This is a genomic window from Cupriavidus pauculus, from assembly GCF_022179805.1.
GTDB lineage: Bacteria > Pseudomonadota > Gammaproteobacteria > Burkholderiales > Burkholderiaceae > Cupriavidus > Cupriavidus pauculus_E.
The window spans coordinates 530,868-554,577 of sequence record NZ_BPUO01000001.1 but is presented as its reverse complement, the minus strand read 5'-3'; the positions used below and the strand labels follow the sequence as shown (position 1 = coordinate 554,577).

Below are 23,710 nucleotides of genomic sequence, written 5' to 3'. Positions count from 1 at the left end.
GCCCCGAATCATGAACACCCCTCGCCCCAAGCTGCGCCTGTCGGTACTGGACCAGAGCCCGGTCATCCACGGCCACACGGCCCGCGACGCCCTGGCTGCCACGGTGGACCTGGCCCAGATGGCCGATGCCCTCGGCTACACCCGCTACTGGTGCGCCGAGCACCACGGCCTGCACGGCGTGTGCAATCCCGCGCCCGAAGTCATGCTGGCGCGGCTGGGCAGCGTGACGAGCCGTATCCGCCTGGGTTCGGGCGGCGTGATGCTGCCCTACTACAGCCCGTTCAAGGTGGCCGAGCAGTTCCGGATGCTTGAGGCACTGTTCCCGAACCGGATCGACCTGGGCGTCGGGCGTGCCCCGGGCGGCGACATGCGTACCGCGCAGGCCGTGGCCATGGGCCAGTACAACCGTGGCGACCAGTTCCCGCAGCAGGTACAGGACCTGTCGTTCCTGCTGCGCGGCGAAGTACCGCCCGACCACCTCGCCGAAGGCGTGCTGCTGCAGCCCGCCATCGATACCCTGCCCGAGCTTTGGGTGCTGGGATCGAGCGATTTTGGCGGCGCCCTGGCAGCGCGGCTGGGCCTGCGATTCGCATTCGCCCACTTCATCAGCGCGCACGGCGGCGACCGGGTCGCGCAGCAGTATCGCGAGGATTTCGAAGCCGGGTATGGCGACAAGCCGTACAGCGCGGCGGCCGTGTTCGTGATTTGCGCCGATACCGAGGCCGAGGCGGCGACGCTGGAGAGCGCGGTCGATATCCGCCGGCTGCAGATGGCCTATGGCGTCAACGCGCCGATCCCGTCGCTGGCGCAGGCGGCCGATTTCACGCCGACCGAGCGCGACCGCCTGATCATCGAGCGGGAACGTCCCCGCACGATCTGCGGCACGCCCGCGCAGGTGGCCGAGCGCATGCTGGCCCTGAAGGATCGCTTCGCGGCCGATGAGCTGGTGGTGCTGAGCGTGACGGCCTCGTACCGGGCGCGCATGCGCACCTACGAGCTGCTGGCCGAGGTGTTCGACCTGCAGGGTTGAAGCGGCCCGCGGTTGCATGGAAGTGGAGGATCGGCACGGGCGGCGCGGTATCATGCCGCCTTTGTCATTCTAGGAATCCGGATCCATGACCGTAGCCGCCAACCCGACCGTCGAGATCAAGGTGCTCGACGCCCGCCTGAACGACTGGGGCCTGCCCGCCTACCAGAGCGACATGGCCGCCGCCATCGACCTGCACGCCTGCGTGGACGGTCCGGTGAGCATTGCCCCCGGTACGCCGGCGCAACTGGTGCCGGCCGGCATCGCGGTGCATATGGGCAACCCGTACATGTGCGCGACGATCGTGCCGCGCTCGGGCCTGGGTCACAAGAAGGGCCTGGTGCTGGGCAATTCCATCGGCGTGATCGATGCCGACTACCAGGGCCAGATCATGGTCAGCGTCTGGAACCGCAACGCGCCCGGCACCGAGCCGATCGTGATCCAGCCCGGCGAGCGCATCGCCCAGATGATGTTCGTGCCGGTGCTGCGCCCGGTGTTCACGACCGTGGACGAGTTCTCGGAAGATTCGGCACGCGGCGCGGGGGGTTTTGGGTCGACCGGTGTGGCCCACGTGAAGGCGGGCTGAGGGGGGGTGTTTTCTCCCCTCTCCCGCCTTGCGGGAGAGGGGAGAAAATCAAAAGCAAAAGCAAAAACCCTAGCGCTGCTCGAACACCAGCGCCACGCCATTGGCCTGTTCGGCCGGAATCAGCGACACCAGCGGCGACAGATCCACCGCCTGCACGCCATGCGCGCGCCAGTGAGCGCGTGCGCCTTCCAGATCATCGGTGGCGATGCGAATCGCGGCATAGCCGGTCGATGCGTGCCGGAGCTGCGGCACATCGGCGGCATCCGCCAATGCCTGCGGCGCCGTCACGACGAACGACGCGCCAGCCACATCCAGAACAGCCATCTCACCGGTCGCCTGCGTGATCGGGGCATCGGTCAGCGTGGCATAGGCTTCGGCCGTCGCCGCCACCTCGGCGGCATCCACCACCAGGTACGTCGCGGCAATCGCCTGGGCGCCATTTGCATGCGCCAGCCATTCCGGCCGCCAGAGCAGGTCCGGGGTACGGTGCTCGCACACGAAGTAGCGGGCGCCGGGCGCGTGGTCGAGCGCGGTCACGCGGAACGTGGCCGGATGCTCGCTGCCATCGTCGAGCCGCACCGGGCGCGAGAACTCGATCGGATCAGAGGGCTGGAAACCAGCCGCACGCAGACGGTCGGCCGTGGCAAACGCGTCGCGGCTCTTGCACGACATGGCGGCAAACCCGCCGCCGCGCTGCTGGGCGTCCCAGTAATACTGGCGGCTCGGGCTGGGCGCCGTCACGTGCAGCAATTCCAGGTAGTCGTGCGCCAGCATGATGCAATGGTTCTGCGACCCCAGCGTGTGATAGCCGCGCGGTGTCAGCGTGAAGCCGAGTGCGCGCCACTGGTTGGCGGCAGCGTCCAGGTCACCGCAGACGATGACCGCATGATCAAAGGGTTCAGGCTGCATCGGCTCAGTCGAACTGGATATTGGCCTTGCGGGCCACGGCCTGCCACTTGTCGTGCTCGTGACGCACCAGGTTGCCGAGGTCGGCCGGCGTTCCCACCGCGATCTCGAAACCCTGTGCCGTCAATGCTTCCACCACCTTGGGTTGCTTGATCGCTACCGCCAGTGCGTCATGCAGGCGCATCACTGCGTCGGGCTGCATATGCGCGGGACCGAAAACGCCAATCCACGAATACGCCTCGAAACCCTTGAACCCCTGTTCCGCCACGGTCGGCACCTGGGGCATCTGCTTGATGCGATTGGTGCCGGTCACGCCCAGCACCTTGATCGTCTTGGCCGCGACGTGCGCCTGGACGGCTGCGTAGCTGCTGAAGAACAGGTCGACCTCGCCCGCCAGTACGGCCTGCACGGCCGGGCCGCCGCCCTTGTATGGCACGTGCAGGAAATGCACGCCCGCTTCAGTGGCCAGCGATTCGGCGGCCAGCTGGTTCAGGCTGCCGATCCCCGACGATGCAAAGCGCACCGCATTGGGATTCGACTTGGCCAGCTCGATCAATTCCCGCACGTTTGATGCTGATAGCGCCGGGTTGGCGGCAATAACCAGCGGGAAGCGCACCAGCTGCGTGATTGGCGTGAAGTCCTTGAACGTGTCGTAGGGCAGGTTCTTGTAGGCGAACGGGTTGATGGCGTGTGTATCGAAGGCCATCAACAACGTATTGCCATCGGGCTTGGCGCGCGCCACGGTGCTGCTGGCAATCAGGCCACCGGCGCCGGGCTTGTTGTCCACCACCACGGTCTGGCCGAGGCTCGTCTTCAATCCCGGCTGCAGTTGCCTGGCCACGATATCGACGCTCCCGCCCGGCGGAAACGGCAACACCATCGAAATCGGCCGGCTGCTCGATGCAGGCTCGGCGGCGTGGGCAATCTGGGCAAGACCGGCCAGCGATGCCACGGGCATGGCACTCATCGGCAGGGATTTGAGCAGCAGGCGGCGTAGCCGCATGCGGTCGGGAGAGGACATCAGAGACTCGGGCTGGGCGGCCATGCGGCCGCGGAATCAGGAAAAGGCGGCATGCCGCCGGTGCGTATTTTGCCCGATGATCGCCCAACTTGCAGGGGTTGACCTCCGCTGATCGCCCATAAGTGGAACAATCGCGGCCCAATTGCCCAAAAAAACGGCCGGGACAGGCCCGGCCATTCTTGTCGCGAAGCGCGAACGACGCTCAGACTTCGGCGCGCTGTTCGCTCTCCGGCGCCTCTGGCGGCTCCGGATCGGCTTCCGAGAACGTCAGCTTGATCTGGTTCTCGTCGTCCAGGTCCACCGCCACCTTGCCGCCCGTCACGAGCTTGCCGAACAGCAGCTCGTCGGCCAGCGCCTTGCGGATCATGTCCTGGATCAGGCGCTGCATCGGGCGTGCGCCCATCAGCGGATCGAAGCCCTTGTGCGCCAGGTACTTGCGCAGCTTTTCCGAGAAGCTGGCTTCCACCTTCTTCTCGTGCAACTGCTCTTCCAGCTGCATCAGGAACTTGTCCACCACGCGCAGGATGATTTCCTCGTCCAGCGCACGGAAGCTGATGGTGGCGTCCAGCCGGTTACGGAACTCCGGCGTGAACATCCGCTTGATGTCGGCCATCTCGTCGCCCTGCTCGCGCGCCGTGGTAAAGCCGATGGTGTTACGGTTCATCGTCTCGGCGCCCGCATTGGTGGTCATGATGATGATCACGTTGCGGAAGTCGGCACGGCGACCGTTGTTATCGGTCAGCGAACCGTGGTCCATCACCTGCAGCAGGATATTGAAGATATCCGGATGCGCCTTTTCGATCTCATCGAGCAGCAGCACGCAGTGCGGCTTCTTGGTCACGGCCTCGGTCAGCAGGCCGCCCTGGTCAAACCCGACGTATCCCGGCGGCGCGCCGATCAGGCGGCTCACCGCATGGCGCTCCATGTATTCGGACATGTCGAAGCGCAGCAACTCGATGCCCATGATGAAGGCGAGCTGCTTGGCCACTTCGGTCTTGCCCACACCCGTGGGACCCGAGAACAGGAACGAGCCGATCGGCTTGTCGGTCTTGCCCAGGCCGGCACGCGACATCTTGATGGCCGATGCCAGCGCGTCGATGGCCGGGTCCTGGCCGAACACCACGGACTTCAGGTCGCGCTCCAGGGTCTGCAGCTTGCTGCGGTCGTCCTGGTTCACGCTCTGCGGCGGGATGCGGGCAATGCGCGAGACGATGTCCTCGATCTCGCCCTTGCCGATCGTCTTCTTCTGCTTCGACTTCGGCAGGATACGTTGTGCCGCACCAGCCTCATCGATCACATCGATGGCCTTGTCCGGCAGGTGCCGGTCCGTGATGAAGCGGGCCGACAGCTCGGCTGCCGCCGTCAACGCGGACGCCGCGTACTTCACGCCATGGTGCTCCTCGAAGCGCGACTTCAATCCGCGCAGGATCTGCACGGTCTGGTCCACGGTCGGCTCGACCACGTCGATTTTCTGGAAACGACGCGAAAGCGCGGCATCCTTTTCGAAAATGCCCCGATATTCGGTGAACGTGGTGGCACCCACGCACTTGAGCTGGCCCGACGACAGTGCCGGCTTGAGCAGGTTGCTGGCGTCCAGCGTGCCGCCCGAAGCGGCGCCCGCGCCGATCAGCGTGTGGATTTCGTCGATGAACAGAATGGCGTGCGGATTGTCCTTGAGGGACTTCAGCACACCCTTCAGGCGTTGCTCGAAGTCACCGCGATACTTGGTACCGGCCAGCAGCGCGCCCATGTCGAGCGAGTACACAGTGGCCTTTTCCAGGATATCGGGCACTTCGTTCTTGGTGATGCGCCAGGCCAGGCCTTCCGCAATCGCGGTCTTGCCCACGCCCGCCTCGCCCACCAGCAACGGGTTGTTCTTGCGCCGACGGCACAGCACCTGCACCACGCGCTCGACTTCGCTGTCGCGCCCGATCAGCGGATCGATCTTGCCGGCCTTGGCCAGCGCGTTCAGGTTCTGCGTGTACTGTTCGAGCGGGCTTTCCTTGCCGTCACCGCCCTCGCCCTCGGGGTTGCCTTCGCCGTGCTTGGCCGGCTCGGCCTGGTCCTTGCGGATGCCGTGGCTGATGAAATTGACCACGTCCAGGCGCGTCACGCCCTGCTGTTGCAGGTAGTACACCGCGTGGGAATCCTTCTCGCCGAAGATGGCGACCAGCACGTTCGCGCCGGTGACCTCCTTCTTGCCATTCGACGTCGACTGCACGTGCATGATGGCGCGCTGGATCACACGCTGGAAGCCCAGGGTGGGCTGCGTGTCCACTTCGTCGGTACCAGGCACCACGGGCGTGTTGTCTGCGATGAAATTCTTCAGACTCGTGCGCAAGTCCTCGATATTTGCCGCGCAGGCGCGCAGCACTTCAGCTGCCGTGGGGTTGTCCAGTAGCGCTTGCAACAGGTGTTCCACGGTTATGAACTCGTGGCGTGCCTGGCGAGCCTCGACAAAGGCCATGTGCAGACTTACTTCCAATTCTTGCGCAATCATGCTTCCTCCATCACGCACTGCAGGGGGTGGCCCGCCTGCCGCGCATGGGTTGATACAAGCTCGACCTTGGTCGCCGCAATATCCCGCGTATAGATACCACAAACGCCTTTACCTTCCCGGTGGACGGTGAGCATGATCTGCGTCGCCGTTTCCCGGTCCCTGCTGAAATACTGCTGCAGGATCATCACGACAAACTCCATCGGAGTGTAGTCGTCATTGAGCAGGAGCACCTTGTACATCGCCGGCGGCTTGAGCTGCTGCTCTTTCCGCTCGATGACTGTGCCTGCTTCGCGTTGGGGGGTGTTCGCCAGCCGTGTAGCCATGGCTTTTATTCTAACCCTTACTCACAAGTCTGCAATTTGGGGAAGTGGCCAGGTATTCAAGGCCCGCTCCCAGGAAAATTCCCAGCGTTGGCTACCGCACCGAAGGGCGCTCCGCGCACGTTAAAGGTGCATGGTACGCGCCCGAAGGCTCCCGCCGGGGTGCCGCCGCCCTCATCGGGGGGCGTTTCGAAAATCCGGTGCACCACGGTGATAAAGGTACCATCCGCAGCCGTTTCAATCCTGCCACACCCCACGCCGAGTGGGGAATCTGCCAGCTTGACAGCATGTGGGTTTGACAGAAAAATCGTTTGCACATCGCGGCCTGGTCAGCGAGCCAAGCATAAGGTCCAGTCGAGATGTTTCCGTGAGCAGGGAGGCCCACGACCAGCGTTGGCCGGCCTATTGTGGCCCGTTTTCCGAACGGGCGCAGGCGGCTGGCCGCGCGAATTTCATTTGTGCCATGCCTTGGTATCCGATCCGTCAGGACCGGCATGCCCGGGCGCGCCCAAGGTGGTTTTCAGCTGGCCATTGGTTTCCCCGCTTGATATCTGTTTTTTCGTTGGGGGAGTTTATGGCAAGCGGTATCGTCAAATGGTTCAATGACGCCAAGGGTTTCGGCTTTATCAAGCCGGACGATGGCGAGGAAGAACTGTTTGCGCACTTTTCGGCAATCCAGATGGCAGGCTTCAAGACCCTGAAGGAAGGCCAGCGCGTTTCGTTCGAGGTCGTGCAAGGCCCGAAGGGCAAGCAAGCCACGAACATTCAGGACGCCGCCCAGTAAAGTGCGCCGCGGCCGAACGCGCCACAGAGCGTGTCGGCCAATGCGGATGTGAAGGGGATCGACTCCCCTTCGGAACGGGATCCTGTGCCACGGCTGGCAATGCCTGCCCGGGGCACGCGCCTAGCGCGTACGCCAAGCATCCGGCAAGACGCCCGGCCCATGTGAACCATGTGCCGGGCGTTTCTGTTTTTGATTTCCGATCCGGCTTCCGATTGCGGGCCAACCGCGGGGCGCCGGAGTTGTCGCCCACGTCAAGAAATCAGTCCAGGCGCCCCCGAATTCGTGGGACCACGATTTCTGTCCCGATATGTGTTCCGTAGACTCGCGCACGCCTTCGCCGTTACCTGCGGCGCAATCGTGTCGACCCATCGGAACCTTCCCATGAAGCATCCCCTATCGGTGGCAACAATCGCTGGCATGCTGGCCCTTGCATCGGCCGGTCCCATTCACGCCGCCACGCCGGCACCTGACGAGTCGCCATGGTCCTATGAAGGGGCCACGGACCCGTCGCACTGGGGCGAGCTCTCGCCCGAATTCACTCCTTGCGCCACGGGCGCGATGCAATCGCCGATCGACGTCCAGGGCGCCACGCCGGGCAACCTGCCGGCGCTGGCCTTCCACTACCGCCCTGCCCGCGCCAAGATCGTGAATACCGGGCACACCATCGAGCTACGGCCGCTTGGCGACCACACCCTGACCACGCCAACCGGCACCTATCGCCTGGCGCAGATCCATTTCCATACCCCAAGCGAGACCCGGTTCGCGGGCAAGGCCTATCCGCTGGCAGCGCATTTCGTCCACGAGGACCACCGGGGGCGCGTGGCCGCCGTCGTCGCGGTGATGTACCGGCTGGGCAAACCCAACCCGCAGCTGGCCACCCTGTTCCGCACCATGCCCCGCGACGGCGGCCAGCCGGTACCGATGCCGGGAAAGGTCAATATCGGGGGATTGCTGCCGAAGTCGCTGGAGTGCTACACGTTCTCGGGCAGCCTGACGACGCCGCCGTGCACGGAGGGTGTGCAGTGGTACGTCATGAAACGGCCGCTGACGGTGTCGGGACAGCAGTTGGCGGCGTTCCGCACCCGCTATCCGATGAACGCCCGCCCAGTGCAGCCAATGGACGGGCGCGAGGTACGCTCAGGGGATTGAGCCCAAGGCCCCGGACCGGGCCTTGCCTCACATGTTGTCGATCATCACCTGGCCGAAGCCCGAGCACGACACCTGCGTGGCGCCTTCCAGCAGGCGGGCGAAGTCATAGGTGACCTTCTTCGACAGGATCGACTTTTCCATCGATTCGATGATCAGGTCGGCGGCCTCGGTCCAGCCCATGTGCCGCAGCATCATTTCGGCGGACAGGATTTCCGAGCCCGGATTCACGTAGTCCTTGCCGGCGTACTTGGGCGCGGTGCCGTGCGTGGCTTCGAACATGGCAACCGAGTCCGACATGTTCGCACCAGGGGCAATGCCAATGCCGCCGACCTGCGCAGCCAACGCATCGGAGATGTAGTCGCCGTTCAGGTTCAACGTGGCGATGACCGAGTACTCGGCCGGCCGCAGCAGCACCTGCTGCAGGAACGCATCGGCAATGACATCCTTGACGACGATGTCGCGGCCGGTCTTCGGGTTCTTGAGCTTGCACCACGGGCCACCGTCGACCAGTTGCGCGCCGAATTCCTCCAGCGCCAGCTCGTAGCCCCAGTCACGGAAGCCACCCTCGGTGAACTTCATGATGTTGCCCTTGTGCACCAGCGTCACCGACGGCTTGTCGTTGTCGATCGCATACTGGATCGCCTTGCGCACCAGGCGTTGCGTGCCCTGTTTCGACACCGGCTTCACACCGACCGCCGACGTATCCGGGAAACGGATCTTCTTCACGCCCATCTCGTCCTGCAGGAACGCGATCAGCTTGCGGGCACCTTCGCTGCCGGCTTCCCACTCGATACCGGCGTAGATGTCTTCCGAGTTCTCGCGGAAGATCACCATGTTGGTCTTCTCGGGCTCGCGCACCGGGGACGGCACGCCCTTGAAATAGCGCACCGGGCGCAGGCACACGTAGAGATCGAGCTGCTGGCGCAGCGCCACGTTCAGCGAACGGATGCCGCCGCCCACGGGCGTGGTCAGCGGGCCCTTGATCGACACCACGTAATCCTTGACCACCTCGAGCGTCTCTTCGGGCAGCCAGACGTCCGGGCCGTAGATGCGCGTCGACTTCTCGCCTGCGAACACTTCCATCCAGGCAATCTTGCGACGGCCGTCGTAGGCCTTGGCCACGGCGGCATCCACCACCTTCAGCATCACCGGCGTGATATCGACACCCGTGCCGTCGCCTTCGATATACGGAATGATGGGGTGGTCCGGCACGTTCAGCGAGAAATCGGCATTGACCGTGATCTTCTCGCCTGCCGGCACCTTGATGTGCTGATACATGTTCGTCTCCAACTACGGATGGGGGTGATGCCTTGGCCAGGCCTGGGGGCCTGGCGGCGCGATTGTGTTGTGCGAGGCATTGTAACGGGCGCCGCGACACTGGTGGATAATGCGCGGCCATGACCCTGATCGCCCTCAACAAGCCCTTCCAGATGATGAGCCAGTTCTCCGCGCACCCGTCGCGGGCGACGCTGGCCGATTGCGTCGACGTGCCCGGCGTGTACCCGGCCGGCCGACTCGACGCCGACAGCGAGGGCCTGCTGCTGCTGACCGACGACGGCGCCTTGCAGACACGCATCGCCGATCCGAAGCACAAGCTCGCCAAGACCTATCTGGCGCAAGTGGAAGGCGTGCCCGACGAAGCGGCCCTGGGACAGTTGCGTGCAGGCGTCGATCTGGGCGATTTCAAGACGCTGCCGGCCGCTGTCCGGCTGGTCGGGGAACCCGCCTGGCTGTGGCACCGCGACCCGCCGATCCGGTATCGCGCAGCCATTCCCACCACATGGGTCGAGTTGCAGATTCGCGAAGGCAAGAACCGTCAGGTGCGACGCATGACAGCGGCCGTCGGGTATCCGACGCTACGCCTGATCCGGGTGGCCATCGGTGGGATATCGCTGCCGGAACTGGGGCTGCTGCCGGGCCAATGGGGCGAGGTGGATGTCCGGATGCTCGGACTTTCACAGAAGACTTCAGATGTCCGAAGCGCAATACATGTGCGCAATCGGCAGTAAAACGTGGTTACAAATACTGCGAAGGGGTACGTCAACGCCAGAAGATGGCGTGCCGTTTTTGCGAGTGACACGTCTGACACGCGTCGAATCTCTCAAATACCGGATACTTTCTGAGGTACTCGCAATGAAAAAACTGATCGCTGCCCTGGTTGTTGGCCTGTTCGCTACCGGCGCTTTCGCGCAGGCTTCGGCTCCCGCCATGGACGCCGCACCGGCCGCCAAGGAAGCCGCGAAGCCCGCGAAGACCAGCTCCAAGAAACACTCGAAGAAGCACACCAAGAAGGCTGCTGTTTCGGCACCGGCTGCCTAATAGGGCAGTGCATGCGCGGACCCCAACGTCCGCGCGTGTGTTTGAGAGGCAGGCACCCCCGGGTGTCCTGCCTTTTTTCATGTTCGGCGCGTCCTCGCAGCCGGCATGGCCGCCATGGCTGCGCTATGCTCTCGCCTGCAGTTGACCTCCAACGACAAGAATCGCCATGCACCCCGTGTTCAAGTATCTGATTGCAGTGGGCGCCACCGCGCTGACGACCCTGGCCCAGGCGCAATCGGCGCTGCCCGTGGTCCCGTTGACCGCCGGCATGTATGCCATCCAGGCCGAGGTGGCCGCGTCGCCCGAGGCGCGCGAGCGTGGCCTGATGTTCCGCAAGTCGATGCCCGCCAACGCCGGCATGCTGTTCGTGTTCGACGAAAAGGCCGGGCACTGCTTCTGGATGCGCAATACCGACCTGCCGCTGTCGATTGCCTTCCTGGCCGACGACGGCAGCATCGTGAACATCGAGGACATGAAGCCCCAGACCGAGGACAACCACTGCCCGCGCGCGGCCGTGCGCTATGCGCTGGAGATGAACAAGGGATGGTTTGCGCAGAAGGGCATCAAGCCCGGCGCGAAGATTGGCGGCCTGCCGCAGCCGCGGCAGGCGCAGTAACTTCCTGGGAAAGTCGGATTTCCCTTAGTCGCGGAAGTTGTTGAAGTCCAGGGGCGCCTCGTCGACGTCCTTGCGCAGCAGCGCGATCACCGACTGCAGGTCGTCGCGCTTGGTGCCCGAAACGCGCACGGCATCGCCCTGGATGCTGGCCTGCACCTTGATCTTGCTGTCCTTGATCATACGCACGATCTTCTTGGACAGGTCGCCGGTCACGCCCTTCTTGATCGTGATGACCTGCTTGACCTTGTCGCCGCCGATCTTGTCGACCTTGCCATGGTCCAGGAAGCGCGTGTCCACGTTGCGCTTGGCCATCTTGTTGATCAGTACGTCCTTGACCTGGTCGAGCTTGAAGTTGTCATCGGCAAACAGGGTCAGTTCGCCTTCCTTCTGCTCGACGCGCGAGTCGGACCCCTTGAAGTCGAAGCGCGTGGAGATTTCCTTGTTGGCCTGCTCCACGGCGTTCTTCACTTCCACCATATTGGCTTCACACACTACGTCAAACGACGGCATATCGATTCTCCTGGTCTTGCGCGGCGCGCCGCTGGCGGCGGCCGGTGCTTGCGGTTACGTATAATCCTTGGCTGCCCCGGTCCGGGGTGCTTTCCCCGTCCTTCATGGCAGATTTCCACGAATTTTATCCCCTGCGCACCCACAATACATTCGGGTTCGATGCACGCGCGCGTCTGGCTATGCATATTCGCAGCGAATCGGACCTGGTTTCAGCCCTGTCCGACCCGCGCACGGCGGACTTGCCGGTCGTGGTACTCGGGGGTGGCAGCAACGTCGTGCTGACGGGCGATCTCGACGCCTGCGTGCTGCTGATGGAGATTCCGGGCCATGACATTGCCGAGGACGATGAAAACTGGCTCGTCACCGCCGGCGCCGGTGAAAACTGGCATGGCGTGGTCAGCCGTACCGTGGCCGAGGGCATGCCCGGCCTGGAAAACCTGGCGCTGATCCCGGGTACCGCGGGCGCCGCGCCGATCCAGAACATCGGCGCATACGGCGTGGAACTGCGCGAACGCTTTGCGCGGCTGCGTGCCTACGACCGCCAGGCGCGCGAATTCGTCACGCTGGATCTCGACGCCTGCGCATTCGGCTACCGCGACAGCCTGTTCAAGCACGCAGGCCACGATCGCTACATCATCACGGCCGTGACCCTGCGCTTGCCCAAGACCTGGCAGCCGGTGCTGAACTATGGCGAGCTGGCGCGAGAGCTGGACGGTGTGGCGTCGCCCACGGCCGCGCAGGTCCGCGAGGCGGTGATTGCCATCCGCTCGCGCAAGCTGCCCGACCCGGCCCAGATCGGCAATGCGGGGTCGTTCTTCAAGAATCCGGTGGTCGAAGCCGCGCAACGCGACGCGCTACTGGCGCAGAATCCGGCGCTGGTCAGCTATCCGCAGCCCGATGGCCGCTACAAACTGGCCGCCGGCTGGCTGATCGACCAGTGCGGCTTCAAGGGCATGGATGACGGCGCGGTGGGGGTGTACGGCAAGCAGGCGCTGGTGCTGGTGCACCACGGCGGCGGCACTGGCGCCGCGCTGCTGAAGCTGGCTGACCGCATAGCGGATACGGTGGAATCACGCTTCGGGGTCAGGATCGAGCCGGAGCCGGTGATTCTATAGGAGAGGTTTTCTCCCCTCCTGCAAGTCTTGCTCCCCTCTCCCGCATGCGGGAGAGGGGAAAAACAATCACTGCGGCAAGCTCAACCGAAGTGGCAAACGTAATCGAGCGTTTCGGTCACTTCGATATCGAAGCTGCTGTTGCCCGGCACGTCGAACTGCTGGCCCGCACCGTAGGTCTTCCACTCTTCCGAGCCAGCCAGGCGCACGCGGCAGCTACCTGCGTTGACTTCCATGATTTCCGGGGCGCCGGTGTTGAACGTCAGCGCAGCCGGGAAGATCACGCCCAGCGTCTTGCGCGTGCCGTCGGCAAACACCACCGTGTGGCTCACGCACTTGCCATCGAAATACAGGTTGGCCTTCTTGACGACGGATACGTTGTCGAACTGGCTCATCTCACTCTCCTCGGATCTTTCGGTTTCTCAAAGACGTAAAAAAGGGAGCCCTCGCGGCCCCCTTTTGTTGACTCCGACGGCTGCCTAGTAGCGGCCGCAGAGCAGGTATTCCATCAGCGCTTTCTGCACGTGCAGGCGGTTCTCGGCTTCTTCCCAGACCACGCTGCGCGGACCGTCGATCACGGCGGCCTCCACTTCCTCGCCACGGTGCGCGGGCAGGCAGTGCATGAACAACGCATCGTCGGCGGCACGGTCCATCATGGCCGTGGTCACCATCCAGTCCTTGAACGCACGCTTGCGCGCTTCGTTCTCGGCCTCGAAGCCCATGCTGGTCCAGACGTCAGTGGTGACCAGGTGCGCGCCCTGGCAGGCGTCCAGCGGATTCTCGAAGACCTTTACGCGCGAGACCGCCGAGGCCGGCACCATGGCCGGATCGAGCTGGTAGCCCGGGGGCGCCGAGAACGTGAACGTGAAGTCGAGGCGCTCGGCGGCCTGGATCCAGGTGTACGCCATGTTGTTGGCATCGCCAATCCACGCCACGGTCTTGCCGGCGATGCTGCCGCGCTGCTCGATGTACGTGAAGATGTCGGCCAGCACCTGGCAGGGATGGTATTCGTTGGTCAGCCCGTTGATCACCGGCACGCGCGAATGGGCGGCGAATCGCTCGATGATCTCCTGCCCGTAGGTGCGGATCATGATGATGTCCACCATGCGCGAGATCACCTGCGCGGCGTCCTCGATCGGCTCACCGCGGCCGAGCTGCGAATCGCGCGTGTTCAGGAACACGGCGTGGCCGCCCAACTGATGCACACCAGCCTCGAACGACAGGCGCGTACGCGTGGAATTCTTTTCGAAGATCATGGCCAGCGTGCGGTCGTGCAGCGGGTGCCATGTCTCGTAGTTCTTGAACTTCGCCTTCAGGATCCTCGCGCGGTCCAGCAGGTACGCATATTCGTCGGCACCTAGGTCGCTGAACTGGAGGTAATGCTTGATCGGGGTTGGGCTCATAAAACAAAGAAGGCGACTCGCTTTGGACACGCGACCCGATTGCGCGGGATGGCAATCCGTCAGGGTCGGAGCGTGTCGCGGAGCCGCCTTTCGCGTCGCTTACGCAATGTAATTGCAAAGATCATAAGGGATTATTCCAGCTTTGGCGAGCCCGCGCCGTTAACCTCCTGATGGCGGTCAGACGCCGTACAGGGCCGCCGTTGACAGGTTCCCGACAGGATTTCGTCTTATGCGCAAGTCTTATATAAGATATAATACTCGCTGATTCACGCGGGGCCCGGCATACCCATGCCACTGCCCGCCGCCGGCATCAAAAGTGCCCCCGTCGACACCACCGCCCCGCTGGCCCCATCCCGGATATGTGCGAACCAATCGCCTGCCGGATGCGTCAAACGGGCGCCCCGTTGAAACGGGTTTACCGTCGAGTCACAAAGCAGATCCCCGCAGTCCCATGACCACCCCCCAAGTTCGCGAATATTTCATCCAAGGCGTTACGAAGGAAGGCAAGACCTTCCGCCCCAGCGACTGGGCCGAACGGCTGTGTGGCGTGATGGCGCAATTTCGCCCCGAGGGCGATACCGGGGATCCTCGCCTGACCTACTCGCCGTACGTGCGGCCGGTGATCGTGGCGGGTGTGAAGAACGTGGTGGTGGACACGCGGCTGCGCGACATCGAACCGAAGGCGCTGGATTTCGTGCTGAACTTCGCGCGCGACAACAACCTCCAGGTCGTCGAGGCCTGCTCGTTCGACCGCTGAAGCCACCTGCGCACCCAAGACAAACCCGGCCTGAGCCGGGTTTTTTGTTGCCCGGATTGCCAGCCAGGCTAACCGGGACGCAGAAAACAAAAAAGCCCGTCCGGAGACGAGCTTCTTGTCCTGCTGGCCACCGAGGTGGCCGGGCAGTTATCAGACAGCCATCGACTTGATGGCAGCCGACAGGCGCGACTTGTGACGTGCAGCCTTGTTCTTGTGCACGATCTTCTTGTCAGCGATGCTGTCGATGATCGTTTGCGACTGCTTGAAAATCTCGGCAGCGGCGGCCTTGTCACCAGCGTCGATGGCCTTGCGAACTGCCTTGACGGCGGTGCGCAGACGCGAGCGCAGGCTGGAGTTGTGGGCGTTCGCGGCGACGGCTTGGCGCGCGCGCTTGCGAGCTTGTGCGGAATTTGCCATGTATCTCTTCCTGAATTCAGAATGCGCGCCCGGGGCGACGCAATAAATTGGGACGCAACAATTAAGTCACATCTTGCGACCCGGGATGTTTCGACAAACGAATCCTGGACGCGACTGTCCTTGCGAATCGGCGATTATACACACATGCCGGCGGCGCAGGCAAGGGCGTTTCGTATACCCCTGACAACGGTCGCCCTGCGACGGCCGATCCGTATAATAAGCGCCACATCCGGCGCCGCCTAGCCGAACCATCGTGGCGCCGCGGCAACTTTTGGGGCCAAACGGACGTCTGAACGCCGTATCCGCCCTGGCTGCACAGCCAGCCGGCCCAAAGCTTTCCCCGAATACCACCTTGAACCTGCTCAAAGCGCTTGCCACCATCAGCAGCCTGACGATGCTTTCGCGCATCACCGGCCTGGTGCGCGAAATCCTGATTGCCCGGGCGTTTGGCGCCTCGGACATGACCGACGCCTTCAACGTGGCGTTCCGCATCCCCAACCTGCTGCGCCGCATCTTTGGCGAAGGCGCGTTCTCGCAGGCTTTCGTGCCGATCCTGAACGAATACCACGGCAAGCGCGGCGACGAGGAAACCCACCGTCTGATCGACGCCGTGGCCACGGTCATGGCCTGGGTGCTGGCGGCGGTGTCGCTGCTGGGCGTGATTGCAGCGCCGATCGTCATGACGGTGGTGGCCACGGGCTTCCGCGGCGATGCCGAGACCTACGACTCGGCGGTCTTCATGACGCGCGTGATGTTTCCGTACATCGGCCTGATCTCGATGGTGGCGCTGGCGTCGGGCATCCTGAACACGTGGCGCAACTTCGCGGTGCCGGCGTTCACGCCCGTGCTGCTCAACGTCTGCCTGATCGTGGCCGCGCTCTGGGTGGGCCCGCACATGCAGCAGCCAATCTACGCGCAGGCGTGGGGGGTGCTGGTGGGCGGCGTGCTGCAACTGGCGATCCAGATACCTGCGATGCGCAAGCTGGGCGTGCTGCCGCGCGTGTCGCTGAACCTGCGCGCGGCCTGGGCCAACCAGGGCGTGCGCCGCGTGGTCAAGCAGATGGCACCGGCCCTGCTGGCCGTTTCCGTGGCGCAGATCAGCCTGATCATCAATACCAATATCGCCTCGCGGCTGGGCGCGGGCGCGGTGTCGTACATCACCTATGCCGACCGGCTGATGGAATTCCCGACGGCGCTGCTGGCCGTGGCGCTGAGCACCATCCTGCTGCCAAGCCTGTCGCGCGCCAATGCCAACGACAACCGCGAAGAATACTCGGGCCTGCTCGACTGGGGCCTGCGCCTGACCTTCCTGCTGGCCCTGCCCTGCGCGGCCGGCCTGATGCTGTTCGGCACCCCGCTCACTTCGGTCCTGTTCAACTACGGGCGCTTTGACGCGCATGCCGTGGAAATGACCCGCCAGGCGCTGGCCACCTATGGCCTGGGCCTGCTGGCGCTCTGCCTGATCAAGATCCTGACGCCGGGCTTCTACGCGCGCCAGGACATCCGCACGCCGGTGAAGATCGCGATCCTGGTGCTGATCATCACGCAACTCTCGAACCTGGTGTTCGTGCCGATGCTCGGCCATGCGGGCCTGCCGCTGTCGATCAGTTTCGGCGCCACTGTCAACGCGCTGCTGCTGTTCTTTGGCCTGCGCCGGCGTGGCTTCTATCATCCGGCGCCGGGCTGGGGCATGTTCCTGCTGCGGCTGGTGGCCGCCATGCTGATCCTGTCGGGCATGCTGCTGTGGTTTGCGCGGAATTTCGACTGGGTGGGGATGGGTGCCACGCCGTGGCTGCGCATCGCGCTGATGGCCGCCTGCATGGTACTTGCGGCAACGGTCTACTTCGGTACACTGTGGCTCATGGGCCTGCGCTACGCGGCCTTCCGGCGCCGCGCCGGCTAGTCAGGAATACCGCCCCATGACCTCCACGAAAGTCCTGGATTACTTCGCCAGTCTCGTGGCCGACGACGATGCGATCCCGCTGACCGAGACCGCACTCGCAATCGCCCAGGACGCCTATCCGGACCTGGACCTGCAGGCGGAACTGGCCGCGCTCGATGTGCTGGCGGTGCGCCTCAAGCGGCGGATCGCCGAAGGCACGCCGGCCATCCAGCGGCTGCGCCTGCTGAACCATTTCTTCTTTCGCGACCTGGGCTTCGGGCCCAACGCGAACGACTACTACGACCCCGAAAACTCGTACCTGAACGTGGTGCTCAAGCAGCGCCGCGGCATTCCCATTTCGCTGGCCGTGCTCTACATGGAACTTGGCCAGCAGATCGGGTTGCCGCTGAAGGGCGTATCGTTTCCGAACCACTTTCTGGTGCGCATGACGATACCTGCCGGCGAGGTCGTGCTCGACCCCCTGACCGGCGAGACGCTGTCGCGGGAACAACTTCAGGAAATGCTCGACCCCTGGCTGGAGCACGAGGGCATCACGGATTCGAACGAGGTGCCGCTAGGGCTGTTCCTGCAGGTGGCCGGCCATCGCGAGATCGTCGCGCGCATGCTGCGCAACCTGAAGGCGATCTATCTGCAGGAATCGCGCTGGCAGCGGCTGCTGGCGGTACAGAACCGCCTGGTGATCCTGCTGCCCGATTCCATCGAGGAAGTGCGCGACCGGGGCCTGGCCTATGCCAACCTGGAATGCTTCCGGCCGGCACTGGAAGACCTGGAAGCCTATGTCCAGGCCCGCCCCGATGCCGCCGACACCACGCAGATCCGAGATCGCATGCCGGCGTTGAGGATGATGAGCCGCAGCCTCAGCTAACGGCTCGCCTGGGGCGCGTCGCGCCTCAGGGCTTGCGGTCAGCCGGACGGTTGCGCGTGCCGCGCACCAGCTTCCACAGCCCGCCCAGCACCAGCGGCACCACGGCCGCGCCAATGCCAGCCAGCACGATCAGGTTCAGGTACTGCTTGATGAACGGCAGGTTGCCGAAGAAGTAGCCGGCGAACACCAGGCCGAACACCCACGTGGCGGCACCGATCACATTGAACAGCTGGAAGCGCGCAAACGTCATCTGCGACACACCCGCCACAAACGGCGCGAACGTGCGCACGATCGGGATGAAACGAGCCATCACCAGCGTCTTGCCGCCGTGGCGCTCGTAGAAATCATGCGTCTTGCGCAGCGCCTGCTGGTCCAGGAAGCGCCAGTGATGGTCGAACACCTTGGGCCCGACCCAGCTGCCGACAAAGTAGTTCACGGTATTGCCCACCACGGCCGCCACGAACAGCAGGCCCGACAGCATCCATTCGTTCATTGCGCCAGCCGCGCACATGGCGCCGGCAATGAACAGCAGCGAATCGCCGGGCAGGAACGGCAGCACCACCAGCCCGGTTTCGGCGAACACGATGGCAAACAGGATGCCGTAGACCCAGACGCCATAGTCGAGGACGAACTGCCCCAGGAATTTGTCGACGTGGAGCACCATGTCGATCAGATGCAATACGGTATCCAAGTTAGTCCTCTCTCAATGAAGGCCCACATCATACAAGAGCCATTGCGCCAATCCGTCACTCACGGGCCGGACTTGTGCCTGAAAGGTGTCCACCCGCACGTATAATCGCCCGCATGCCCGCCGACGCCATCCAGCCCGATACCGCATCCACTGCGGCCAGTCTTCGCACCACCCAGCCTGGCCGTCCCATCCGTCCGTTGCCCGATCAACTGATCAGCCAGATCGCCGCCGGCGAGGTGGTGGAACGGCCCGCGTCGGTGGTCAAGGAACTGCTTGAAAACGCCCTGGATGCCGGCGCCACCCAGCTTGGCATCCGGCTTGAGGAAGGCGGCGTGCGGCGCATCGTCATCACGGACAACGGCTGCGGCATTCCCGCCGACGAACTGCCCGTTGCGCTGATGCGCCACGCCACCAGCAAGATCGCCTCTCTCGACGAACTCGAATCGGTGCTGACGCTCGGCTTCCGTGGCGAGGCACTGGCCTCGATCGCCTCGGTGTCCCACCTGGTGCTGACCAGCCGCACCGCCAACGCCCAGCATGCCACGCAGATCAGCGCCGACAGCGGCCAGTTGCAGCCTGCCTCGGGCGGCGTCGGCACGATGATCGATGTGCAGCACCTGTACTTCAACACGCCAGCGCGCCGAAAGTTCCTCAAATCGGAACAAACCGAGCTGGGGCACTGCCTGGAGATGATCCGGCGCGCCGCACTGGCGCGGCCCGACGTCACGATCTCGGTCCACCATAACGGCAAGCCGCTGGAACACTGGAATGCCGGCGATGTGTCCACGCGCACGGCGCAGGTGCTGGGCGGCGACTTTGCGCGTGCGCGGCTGCCGCTGGACGAGGACGCCGACGCGCTGCACCTGTACGGCTTTGCCGGCCTGCCCACCGCCTCGCGCGGACGGCCCGACCAGCAGTATTTCTTCGTCAACGGCCGCTTTGTGCGCGACAAGCTGCTGAACCACGCCGTGCGCAGCGCCTATCAGGACGTGCTGCATGGCGACCGCTTCCCGTCGTACGTGATCTGCCTGGACCTGCCGCCCGAACTGGTCGATGTGAACGTGCACCCGTCGAAGATCGAGGTGCGATTCCGCGAATCGCGCGCGGTGCACCAGTTCGTCTATCACGCAGTGCAGCGATGCCTGGCGCGCCAGGCCGGCGAACAGGGCGACAGCCTGCATTCCGATACTGGCGATGGTGCCGGCCTGGTGCCGATGCCGTCGGCCCGTCCGGGTACGCCCGGTCCGGGCGTACCGGGTGCCGCGCCGCAATGGATCAACTATTCGGCCGCGCGCCAGACCGAACTCGGCATCGCCCAGCCGCGCCAGGCTTACTTGGGCATGGTGCGCGAGGCCACGTCGGGCGACGCGTCCAATCCCGCGCGGCCATGGCAGCCGTCGGGACAACTGTCGGGACAACCGCCGGCATGGCTGGCCGACGCCCAGGCCGCCCGTGCCGACGAACCGCCCAGCCTGCTCGACCGCCTGCCGGCAGGCACCTCGGCATTCCCGGCCGCGGACTCGGGCGATGCCGATGCCGAACATCCGCTCGGCTACGCGATTGCCCAGTTGCACGGCATCTACGTGCTGGCGCAGAACGCACGCGGCCTGGTGCTGGTGGACATGCACGCCGCCCACGAGCGCATCCTGTACGAGCAGATCAAGACCGGTCTCGATGCCCGCGAGCTGGCCGTACAGCCGCTTCTGATTCCGGTCACGCTGCCGGCCAATCCGGTGGAAATCGGCGCGGCCGAGGAACACCGGGAAACGCTGCAACTGCTGGGATTCGACATCGCACCGGTGTCGCCCACCACGCTGGCCGTGCGCGCGATTCCCGCGCTGCTCAGGCAAGCCGATGCCGAGGCATTGGCGCGCGACGTGCTGCGCGATCTCCAGTCCTACGGCGGGTCGCGCGTGCTGGCCGAGCGGCAGAACGAACTGCTGGCCACGCTGGCCTGCCACAGCGCCGTGCGCGCCAACCGCAAGCTGACCGTCGAAGAGATGAACGCGCTGCTGCGCCAGATGGAGCAGACCGAGCGCGCCGACCAGTGCAATCACGGCCGCCCCACATGGGTGCAGCTCACCGTGACCGAACTCGACCGCCTGTTCCTGCGCGGCCAGTAAGCCCGCTCTTCCCTTCACGATGTCGATGTCCGCACCGCCCTCCGATCCCGTCGTCTGCCTGCTTGGCCCTACCGCCTCGGGCAAGACCGCGGCCGCGCTGGAACTGGCCAAGCGCCGCGCGGTGGAAATCATCAGCCTGGACTCCGCGCTGGTCTATCGCGACATGGATATCGGCACGGCCAAGCCCACCCCGGCGGAACTGGCCAGCGTGCCGCATCACCTGATCGACATCATCGATCCGCTCGACAGCTATTCGGCCGCGCAATTCGTGACCGACGCCGAGCGCCTGATCGGCGAGATCCGCGCACGCGGGCACACGCCACTGATCGTGGGCGGCACGATGCTCTACTACAAGGCGCTGACGCAGGGCCTGAACGATCTGCCGCAAGCCGATCCGGAGGTGCGCGCCGAGCTCGATGCGCTGGCCGCCGAACGCGGCTGGCCGGCGCTGCACGCGATGTTGGCCGAGGTGGATCCGGTAACGGCCGCGCGCCTGGCGCCCAACGATGCGCAACGCATCCAGCGTGCACTGGAAATCCATCGCCTGAGCGGCGAACCGATGTCGGCGCTGCTGACGCGCCAGGCCGACGCCCGCACGTTCACCGGCGCGGCCGACGCGCGCTTTCGGGTGATCGCGCTGGAGCCCTCGGACCGCGCGGCGCTGCATGCCCGCATCGCACATCGCTTCGACGTCATGCTCGCGGGCGGCTTCATCGACGAGGTCAAGCGCCTGCGCGCGCGCGGCGACCTGCACCTGGGGCTGCCGTCGATGCGCTGCGTGGGGTATCGGCAGATGTGGGAATACCTGGACGGCGACTGCGACACCGCCACCATGCGCGAGCGCGGCATCGCCGCCACGCGGCAGCTCTGCAAGCGGCAACTGACCTGGCTGCGCAGCACGCCGGAGCGCGTCAGCGTCGATTGCCTGGCATCCGACTACGTCATGCAGGTGGCCAACGCTGCGGGGTGGTGATCGCTTGCGGCGTGAACGATAATCGTCGTTCACTTTATCTAAACGATTTGCGATGACTGCCTTCTCGATCCGCCCCGCCACACCCGCCGACAGCGACACGCTGTTCCGCCTGATTTCGAATCTGGCCGAGTACGAAAAGCTCACGCACCTGGTGGAAGCCACGCCGCAGAAGATTGGTGACGCGCTGTTCGGCGCCAAGCCGCATGCCGAGGCCGTGATCGTCGAAGTCGACCAGGACGGCACCAAACGCGCCGTGGGCTTTGCGCTGTTCTTCCACAATTTCTCGACCTTCCTGGCCAAGCCGGGGCTGTACCTGGAAGACCTGTTCGTGGAACCGGCCTGGCGCGGCCACGGACTGGGCAAGGCGCTGCTGCGCCATCTGGCGGCACTGGCCATCGAACGCGACTGCGGCCGCTTTGAATGGTCGGTACTCGACTGGAACCAGCCGTCGATCGATTTCTACCGGGCGATGGGTGCGGACGTGATGCCCGACTGGCGCATCTGCCGCGTGACCGGCGATGCATTGAAAGCGCTGGGGGCTTGAGAGGGAGAGTTGTTGCTGCTCGGGGCGTTGCTCCCCTCTCCCATGAATGGGAGAGGGGTTGGGGGAGAGGGCCGGCGGTGCAAATTGCCGCAATCGGCAAGCAGAACCTCGTTGGCCCCACCCCCCCCCCCCGGCGGTTCAAATTGCGAACTGTCGGCAAGCAGAGCCTCTAGCCCTCACCCCCAACCCCTCTCCCACGTCGTGGGAGAGGGGAGCTGTTCATTGCAGGAGACCAGAATTCCCATGTCGTGGCTTTCGTCCGGCCCATTGCATACGCTTCAGGCTGGACCGCACACCTTGACCGTCGCCCCGTCGCTGGGCGGCCGCATGGCCTCGCTGCGCACCCAACGCGCCGATGCCACTTGCATCGACTGGCTGGCTCCGCTGAGCGCCGACCACGGTTTCGATGCCTATCAATGGCCCAAGACTGGCAGCTATCCGTTGCTGCCGTTTTCCAACCGTATTCGCGAAGGGCGCTTCCGCTGGCAGGGCCGTACCGTCGAGCTGCCCGCGCATCCGGGGCAAGCCCATGCAATGCACGGCTTCGGCCATGTGCGGCCGTGGACTGCAACCGAAGCCGACGATCACCTCGTGCTCACGCTTTCGCACATGCCCGAAGGCGGCGACTGGCCGTGGCCCATATCCGCGCTGCAGACGTTCCGCCTGACCGACAACGGCCTCGAAGCCGAGCTGATGCTGCGCAACGATGGCGACACGCCGATGCCGGTGGGCGGTGGCTTCCATCCATTCTTTGCGCGTGTCCCTGGCATGCGTATCCAGTTCGACGCGGCCCACATGTGGCCGGCAGATGCAGGCGGCGTGGCGACGGCCCGCACCGTGGTCGGCAACCGCGAGCGCTTCCTGCGCGAGCGCAACCTGCCCGAAGCCGATTTCAGCGTCTACTACAGCGGCTGGAAGCGCTCGGCCACGCTGAAGCACCCCGATGGCGCCATGCTGACGATACGCGCGAGCGAAGGGCTCGATCATCTGGTGCTGTACGCGCCGGCTGGCTGCGATTTCGTTTGCCTGGAGCCGGTATCCCACGTGGCCGATGCGGTGAACCTGGCCGCGCGCGGCTGGGAAGGCACCGGCCTGCGTACGCTGCAGCCCGGCGATGCGGTGACATGGCGCATGCAGTGGCAGATCACCGTCTGAAGTCTGAAAAGCAGAACAGGGCGCCGAGG

25 protein-coding genes are annotated in these 23,710 nt (G+C 64.6%); 15 read left to right on the top strand and 10 right to left on the bottom strand.

Annotated elements, in window-relative coordinates; genetic code table 11:
• Positions 1–10: 10 nt before the first annotated feature.
• Together MFF62_RS02760 and dut are read left to right on the top strand one after the other, a co-directional pair.
• A complete protein-coding gene (locus tag MFF62_RS02760; protein ID WP_238259601.1) occupies positions 11–1,030 on the top strand; it encodes an LLM class flavin-dependent oxidoreductase in 1,020 nt (339 codons plus the stop codon).
• Positions 1,031–1,115: 85 nt separating this feature from the next.
• On the top strand, positions 1,116–1,613 hold the full coding sequence (gene dut / locus MFF62_RS02755) for a dUTP diphosphatase (RefSeq protein WP_238259599.1): 498 nt from the start codon (positions 1,116–1,118) through the stop codon (positions 1,611–1,613).
• 69 nt (positions 1,614–1,682) lie between these two features.
• Here dut and MFF62_RS02750 read toward each other — a convergent pair whose 3' ends face one another.
• From MFF62_RS02750 to clpS, 4 genes are all read right to left on the bottom strand, one after another.
• The gene (locus tag MFF62_RS02750; RefSeq protein WP_238259597.1) at positions 1,683–2,522 is read right to left on the bottom strand and encodes a VOC family protein; all 840 of its coding nucleotides are present in this window, start codon (positions 2,520–2,522) and stop codon (positions 1,683–1,685) included.
• Between the two features lie 4 nt (positions 2,523–2,526).
• Positions 2,527–3,540 carry a Bug family tripartite tricarboxylate transporter substrate binding protein gene (locus tag MFF62_RS02745; protein ID WP_238259593.1) on the bottom strand — a complete coding sequence of 338 codons (1,014 nt, stop codon included), beginning with the start codon at positions 3,538–3,540 and terminating at the stop codon, positions 2,527–2,529.
• Positions 3,541–3,742: 202 nt separating this feature from the next.
• Positions 3,743–6,040, bottom strand: coding sequence for an ATP-dependent Clp protease ATP-binding subunit ClpA (gene clpA / locus MFF62_RS02740; protein ID WP_238259592.1), 2,298 nt, complete (start codon positions 6,038–6,040; stop codon positions 3,743–3,745).
• Positions 6,037–6,363 carry an ATP-dependent Clp protease adapter ClpS gene (gene clpS / locus MFF62_RS02735; RefSeq protein WP_049815983.1) on the bottom strand — a complete coding sequence of 109 codons (327 nt, stop codon included), beginning with the start codon at positions 6,361–6,363 and terminating at the stop codon, positions 6,037–6,039. The genes clpA and clpS overlap by 4 nt, the downstream gene beginning before the upstream one ends.
• Positions 6,364–6,934: 571 nt before the next feature.
• Between clpS and MFF62_RS02730 the strand changes: the two genes are divergently transcribed.
• Both MFF62_RS02730 and MFF62_RS02725 read left to right on the top strand, forming a co-directional pair.
• Complete coding sequence (locus MFF62_RS02730; RefSeq protein WP_029051623.1) at positions 6,935–7,144, top strand: cold-shock protein; 210 nt, start codon at positions 6,935–6,937, stop codon at positions 7,142–7,144.
• A gap of 381 nt (positions 7,145–7,525) precedes the next feature.
• Positions 7,526–8,293 (top strand): carbonic anhydrase, encoded by a 768-nt coding sequence (locus MFF62_RS02725; RefSeq protein WP_238259591.1) that lies wholly within the window; start codon positions 7,526–7,528, stop codon positions 8,291–8,293.
• Between the two features lie 27 nt (positions 8,294–8,320).
• Here the strand turns inward: MFF62_RS02725 and icd are convergent, their stop codons facing one another.
• The gene (gene icd / locus MFF62_RS02720; RefSeq protein WP_238259581.1) at positions 8,321–9,571 is read right to left on the bottom strand and encodes an NADP-dependent isocitrate dehydrogenase; all 1,251 of its coding nucleotides are present in this window, start codon (positions 9,569–9,571) and stop codon (positions 8,321–8,323) included.
• A 119-nt stretch (positions 9,572–9,690) separates the two neighbouring features.
• Here icd and MFF62_RS02715 point away from each other — a divergent pair, with 119 nt between their 5' ends.
• From MFF62_RS02715 to MFF62_RS02705, 3 genes are all read left to right on the top strand, one after another.
• Positions 9,691–10,302 (top strand): pseudouridine synthase, encoded by a 612-nt coding sequence (locus tag MFF62_RS02715; protein ID WP_238259578.1) that lies wholly within the window; start codon positions 9,691–9,693, stop codon positions 10,300–10,302.
• A gap of 124 nt (positions 10,303–10,426) precedes the next feature.
• Positions 10,427–10,612, top strand: coding sequence for a hypothetical protein (locus MFF62_RS02710; protein WP_238260131.1), 186 nt, complete (start codon positions 10,427–10,429; stop codon positions 10,610–10,612).
• Between the two features lie 166 nt (positions 10,613–10,778).
• Complete coding sequence (locus tag MFF62_RS02705) at positions 10,779–11,228, top strand: DUF192 domain-containing protein (protein ID WP_238259577.1); 450 nt, start codon at positions 10,779–10,781, stop codon at positions 11,226–11,228.
• A gap of 24 nt (positions 11,229–11,252) precedes the next feature.
• On the opposite strand, the gene MFF62_RS02700 is transcribed toward MFF62_RS02705, so the two are convergent.
• On the bottom strand, positions 11,253–11,738 hold the full coding sequence (locus MFF62_RS02700) for a YajQ family cyclic di-GMP-binding protein (protein ID WP_238259575.1): 486 nt from the start codon (positions 11,736–11,738) through the stop codon (positions 11,253–11,255).
• Positions 11,739–11,842: 104 nt separating this feature from the next.
• Between MFF62_RS02700 and murB the strand changes: the two genes are divergently transcribed.
• Positions 11,843–12,853 (top strand): UDP-N-acetylmuramate dehydrogenase, encoded by a 1,011-nt coding sequence (gene murB, locus MFF62_RS02695; protein WP_238259574.1) that lies wholly within the window; start codon positions 11,843–11,845, stop codon positions 12,851–12,853.
• An 80-nt stretch (positions 12,854–12,933) separates the two neighbouring features.
• Here the strand turns inward: murB and ppnP are convergent, their stop codons facing one another.
• Together ppnP and argF are read right to left on the bottom strand one after the other, a co-directional pair.
• Complete coding sequence (gene ppnP, locus MFF62_RS02690; protein ID WP_238259558.1) at positions 12,934–13,245, bottom strand: pyrimidine/purine nucleoside phosphorylase; 312 nt, start codon at positions 13,243–13,245, stop codon at positions 12,934–12,936.
• An 84-nt stretch (positions 13,246–13,329) separates the two neighbouring features.
• Positions 13,330–14,253, bottom strand: coding sequence for an ornithine carbamoyltransferase (argF, locus tag MFF62_RS02685; RefSeq protein WP_238259555.1), 924 nt, complete (start codon positions 14,251–14,253; stop codon positions 13,330–13,332).
• 451 nt (positions 14,254–14,704) lie between these two features.
• Here argF and MFF62_RS02680 point away from each other — a divergent pair, with 451 nt between their 5' ends.
• Positions 14,705–15,010, top strand: coding sequence for a DUF3579 domain-containing protein (locus MFF62_RS02680; RefSeq protein WP_238259552.1), 306 nt, complete (start codon positions 14,705–14,707; stop codon positions 15,008–15,010).
• A 150-nt stretch (positions 15,011–15,160) separates the two neighbouring features.
• Here MFF62_RS02680 and rpsT read toward each other — a convergent pair whose 3' ends face one another.
• On the bottom strand, positions 15,161–15,427 hold the full coding sequence (rpsT, locus tag MFF62_RS02675) for a 30S ribosomal protein S20 (RefSeq protein ID WP_238259550.1): 267 nt from the start codon (positions 15,425–15,427) through the stop codon (positions 15,161–15,163).
• A 352-nt stretch (positions 15,428–15,779) separates the two neighbouring features.
• Here rpsT and murJ point away from each other — a divergent pair, with 352 nt between their 5' ends.
• Positions 15,780–17,330: a murein biosynthesis integral membrane protein MurJ gene (gene murJ, locus MFF62_RS02670; RefSeq protein WP_238259549.1), complete on the top strand. Its 1,551-nt coding sequence runs from the start codon at positions 15,780–15,782 to the stop codon at positions 17,328–17,330.
• Positions 17,331–17,346: 16 nt separating this feature from the next.
• Positions 17,347–18,195, top strand: a complete 849-nt coding sequence (locus tag MFF62_RS02665) for a SirB1 family protein (RefSeq protein WP_238259547.1) — start codon at positions 17,347–17,349, stop codon at positions 18,193–18,195.
• Positions 18,196–18,220: 25 nt separating this feature from the next.
• Here MFF62_RS02665 and MFF62_RS02660 read toward each other — a convergent pair whose 3' ends face one another.
• Positions 18,221–18,859, bottom strand: coding sequence for a VTT domain-containing protein (locus MFF62_RS02660; RefSeq protein WP_238260129.1), 639 nt, complete (start codon positions 18,857–18,859; stop codon positions 18,221–18,223).
• Between the two features lie 140 nt (positions 18,860–18,999).
• Between MFF62_RS02660 and mutL the strand changes: the two genes are divergently transcribed.
• From mutL to MFF62_RS02640, 4 genes are all read left to right on the top strand, one after another.
• Positions 19,000–21,009 carry a DNA mismatch repair endonuclease MutL gene (gene mutL / locus MFF62_RS02655; RefSeq protein ID WP_238259545.1) on the top strand — a complete coding sequence of 670 codons (2,010 nt, stop codon included), beginning with the start codon at positions 19,000–19,002 and terminating at the stop codon, positions 21,007–21,009.
• A 25-nt stretch (positions 21,010–21,034) separates the two neighbouring features.
• Positions 21,035–21,982, top strand: a complete 948-nt coding sequence (gene miaA, locus MFF62_RS02650) for a tRNA (adenosine(37)-N6)-dimethylallyltransferase MiaA (protein ID WP_238259543.1) — start codon at positions 21,035–21,037, stop codon at positions 21,980–21,982.
• Between the two features lie 52 nt (positions 21,983–22,034).
• A complete protein-coding gene (locus tag MFF62_RS02645; RefSeq protein WP_238259541.1) occupies positions 22,035–22,526 on the top strand; it encodes a GNAT family N-acetyltransferase in 492 nt (163 codons plus the stop codon).
• Between the two features lie 243 nt (positions 22,527–22,769).
• The gene (locus tag MFF62_RS02640; protein ID WP_238259539.1) at positions 22,770–23,681 is read left to right on the top strand and encodes an aldose 1-epimerase; all 912 of its coding nucleotides are present in this window, start codon (positions 22,770–22,772) and stop codon (positions 23,679–23,681) included.
• Positions 23,682–23,710 lie beyond the last annotated feature (29 nt).

What these genes read in the sequence shown, in the direction of transcription:
- MFF62_RS02705 (WP_238259577.1), top strand. Translation starts at nt 10,779, where the DNA reads ATGCACCCCGTGTTCAAGTATCTGATTGCAGTGGGCGCCACCGCGCTG.
- mutL (WP_238259545.1), top strand. Translation starts at nt 19,000, where the DNA reads ATGCCCGCCGACGCCATCCAGCCCGATACCGCATCCACTGCGGCCAGT.
- MFF62_RS02665 (WP_238259547.1), top strand. Translation starts at nt 17,347, where the DNA reads ATGACCTCCACGAAAGTCCTGGATTACTTCGCCAGTCTCGTGGCCGAC.
- argF (WP_238259555.1), bottom strand. Translation starts at nt 14,253, where the DNA reads ATGAGCCCAACCCCGATCAAGCATTACCTCCAGTTCAGCGACCTAGGT.
- MFF62_RS02660 (WP_238260129.1), bottom strand. Translation starts at nt 18,859, where the DNA reads ATGGTGCTCCACGTCGACAAATTCCTGGGGCAGTTCGTCCTCGACTAT.
- MFF62_RS02645 (WP_238259541.1), top strand. Translation starts at nt 22,035, where the DNA reads ATGACTGCCTTCTCGATCCGCCCCGCCACACCCGCCGACAGCGACACG.
- MFF62_RS02710 (WP_238260131.1), top strand. Translation starts at nt 10,427, where the DNA reads ATGAAAAAACTGATCGCTGCCCTGGTTGTTGGCCTGTTCGCTACCGGC.
- MFF62_RS02745 (WP_238259593.1), bottom strand. Translation starts at nt 3,540, where the DNA reads ATGTCCTCTCCCGACCGCATGCGGCTACGCCGCCTGCTGCTCAAATCC.
- icd (WP_238259581.1), bottom strand. Translation starts at nt 9,571, where the DNA reads ATGTATCAGCACATCAAGGTGCCGGCAGGCGAGAAGATCACGGTCAAT.
- ppnP (WP_238259558.1), bottom strand. Translation starts at nt 13,245, where the DNA reads ATGAGCCAGTTCGACAACGTATCCGTCGTCAAGAAGGCCAACCTGTAT.
- MFF62_RS02760 (WP_238259601.1), top strand. Translation starts at nt 11, where the DNA reads ATGAACACCCCTCGCCCCAAGCTGCGCCTGTCGGTACTGGACCAGAGC.
- MFF62_RS02725 (WP_238259591.1), top strand. Translation starts at nt 7,526, where the DNA reads ATGAAGCATCCCCTATCGGTGGCAACAATCGCTGGCATGCTGGCCCTT.
- MFF62_RS02715 (WP_238259578.1), top strand. Translation starts at nt 9,691, where the DNA reads ATGACCCTGATCGCCCTCAACAAGCCCTTCCAGATGATGAGCCAGTTC.
- murB (WP_238259574.1), top strand. Translation starts at nt 11,843, where the DNA reads ATGGCAGATTTCCACGAATTTTATCCCCTGCGCACCCACAATACATTC.
- miaA (WP_238259543.1), top strand. Translation starts at nt 21,035, where the DNA reads ATGTCCGCACCGCCCTCCGATCCCGTCGTCTGCCTGCTTGGCCCTACC.
- clpS (WP_049815983.1), bottom strand. Translation starts at nt 6,363, where the DNA reads ATGGCTACACGGCTGGCGAACACCCCCCAACGCGAAGCAGGCACAGTC.
- clpA (WP_238259592.1), bottom strand. Translation starts at nt 6,040, where the DNA reads ATGATTGCGCAAGAATTGGAAGTAAGTCTGCACATGGCCTTTGTCGAG.
- MFF62_RS02700 (WP_238259575.1), bottom strand. Translation starts at nt 11,738, where the DNA reads ATGCCGTCGTTTGACGTAGTGTGTGAAGCCAATATGGTGGAAGTGAAG.
- rpsT (WP_238259550.1), bottom strand. Translation starts at nt 15,427, where the DNA reads ATGGCAAATTCCGCACAAGCTCGCAAGCGCGCGCGCCAAGCCGTCGCC.
- MFF62_RS02640 (WP_238259539.1), top strand. Translation starts at nt 22,770, where the DNA reads ATGTCGTGGCTTTCGTCCGGCCCATTGCATACGCTTCAGGCTGGACCG.
- dut (WP_238259599.1), top strand. Translation starts at nt 1,116, where the DNA reads ATGACCGTAGCCGCCAACCCGACCGTCGAGATCAAGGTGCTCGACGCC.
- MFF62_RS02730 (WP_029051623.1), top strand. Translation starts at nt 6,935, where the DNA reads ATGGCAAGCGGTATCGTCAAATGGTTCAATGACGCCAAGGGTTTCGGC.
- MFF62_RS02750 (WP_238259597.1), bottom strand. Translation starts at nt 2,522, where the DNA reads ATGCAGCCTGAACCCTTTGATCATGCGGTCATCGTCTGCGGTGACCTG.
- MFF62_RS02680 (WP_238259552.1), top strand. Translation starts at nt 14,705, where the DNA reads ATGACCACCCCCCAAGTTCGCGAATATTTCATCCAAGGCGTTACGAAG.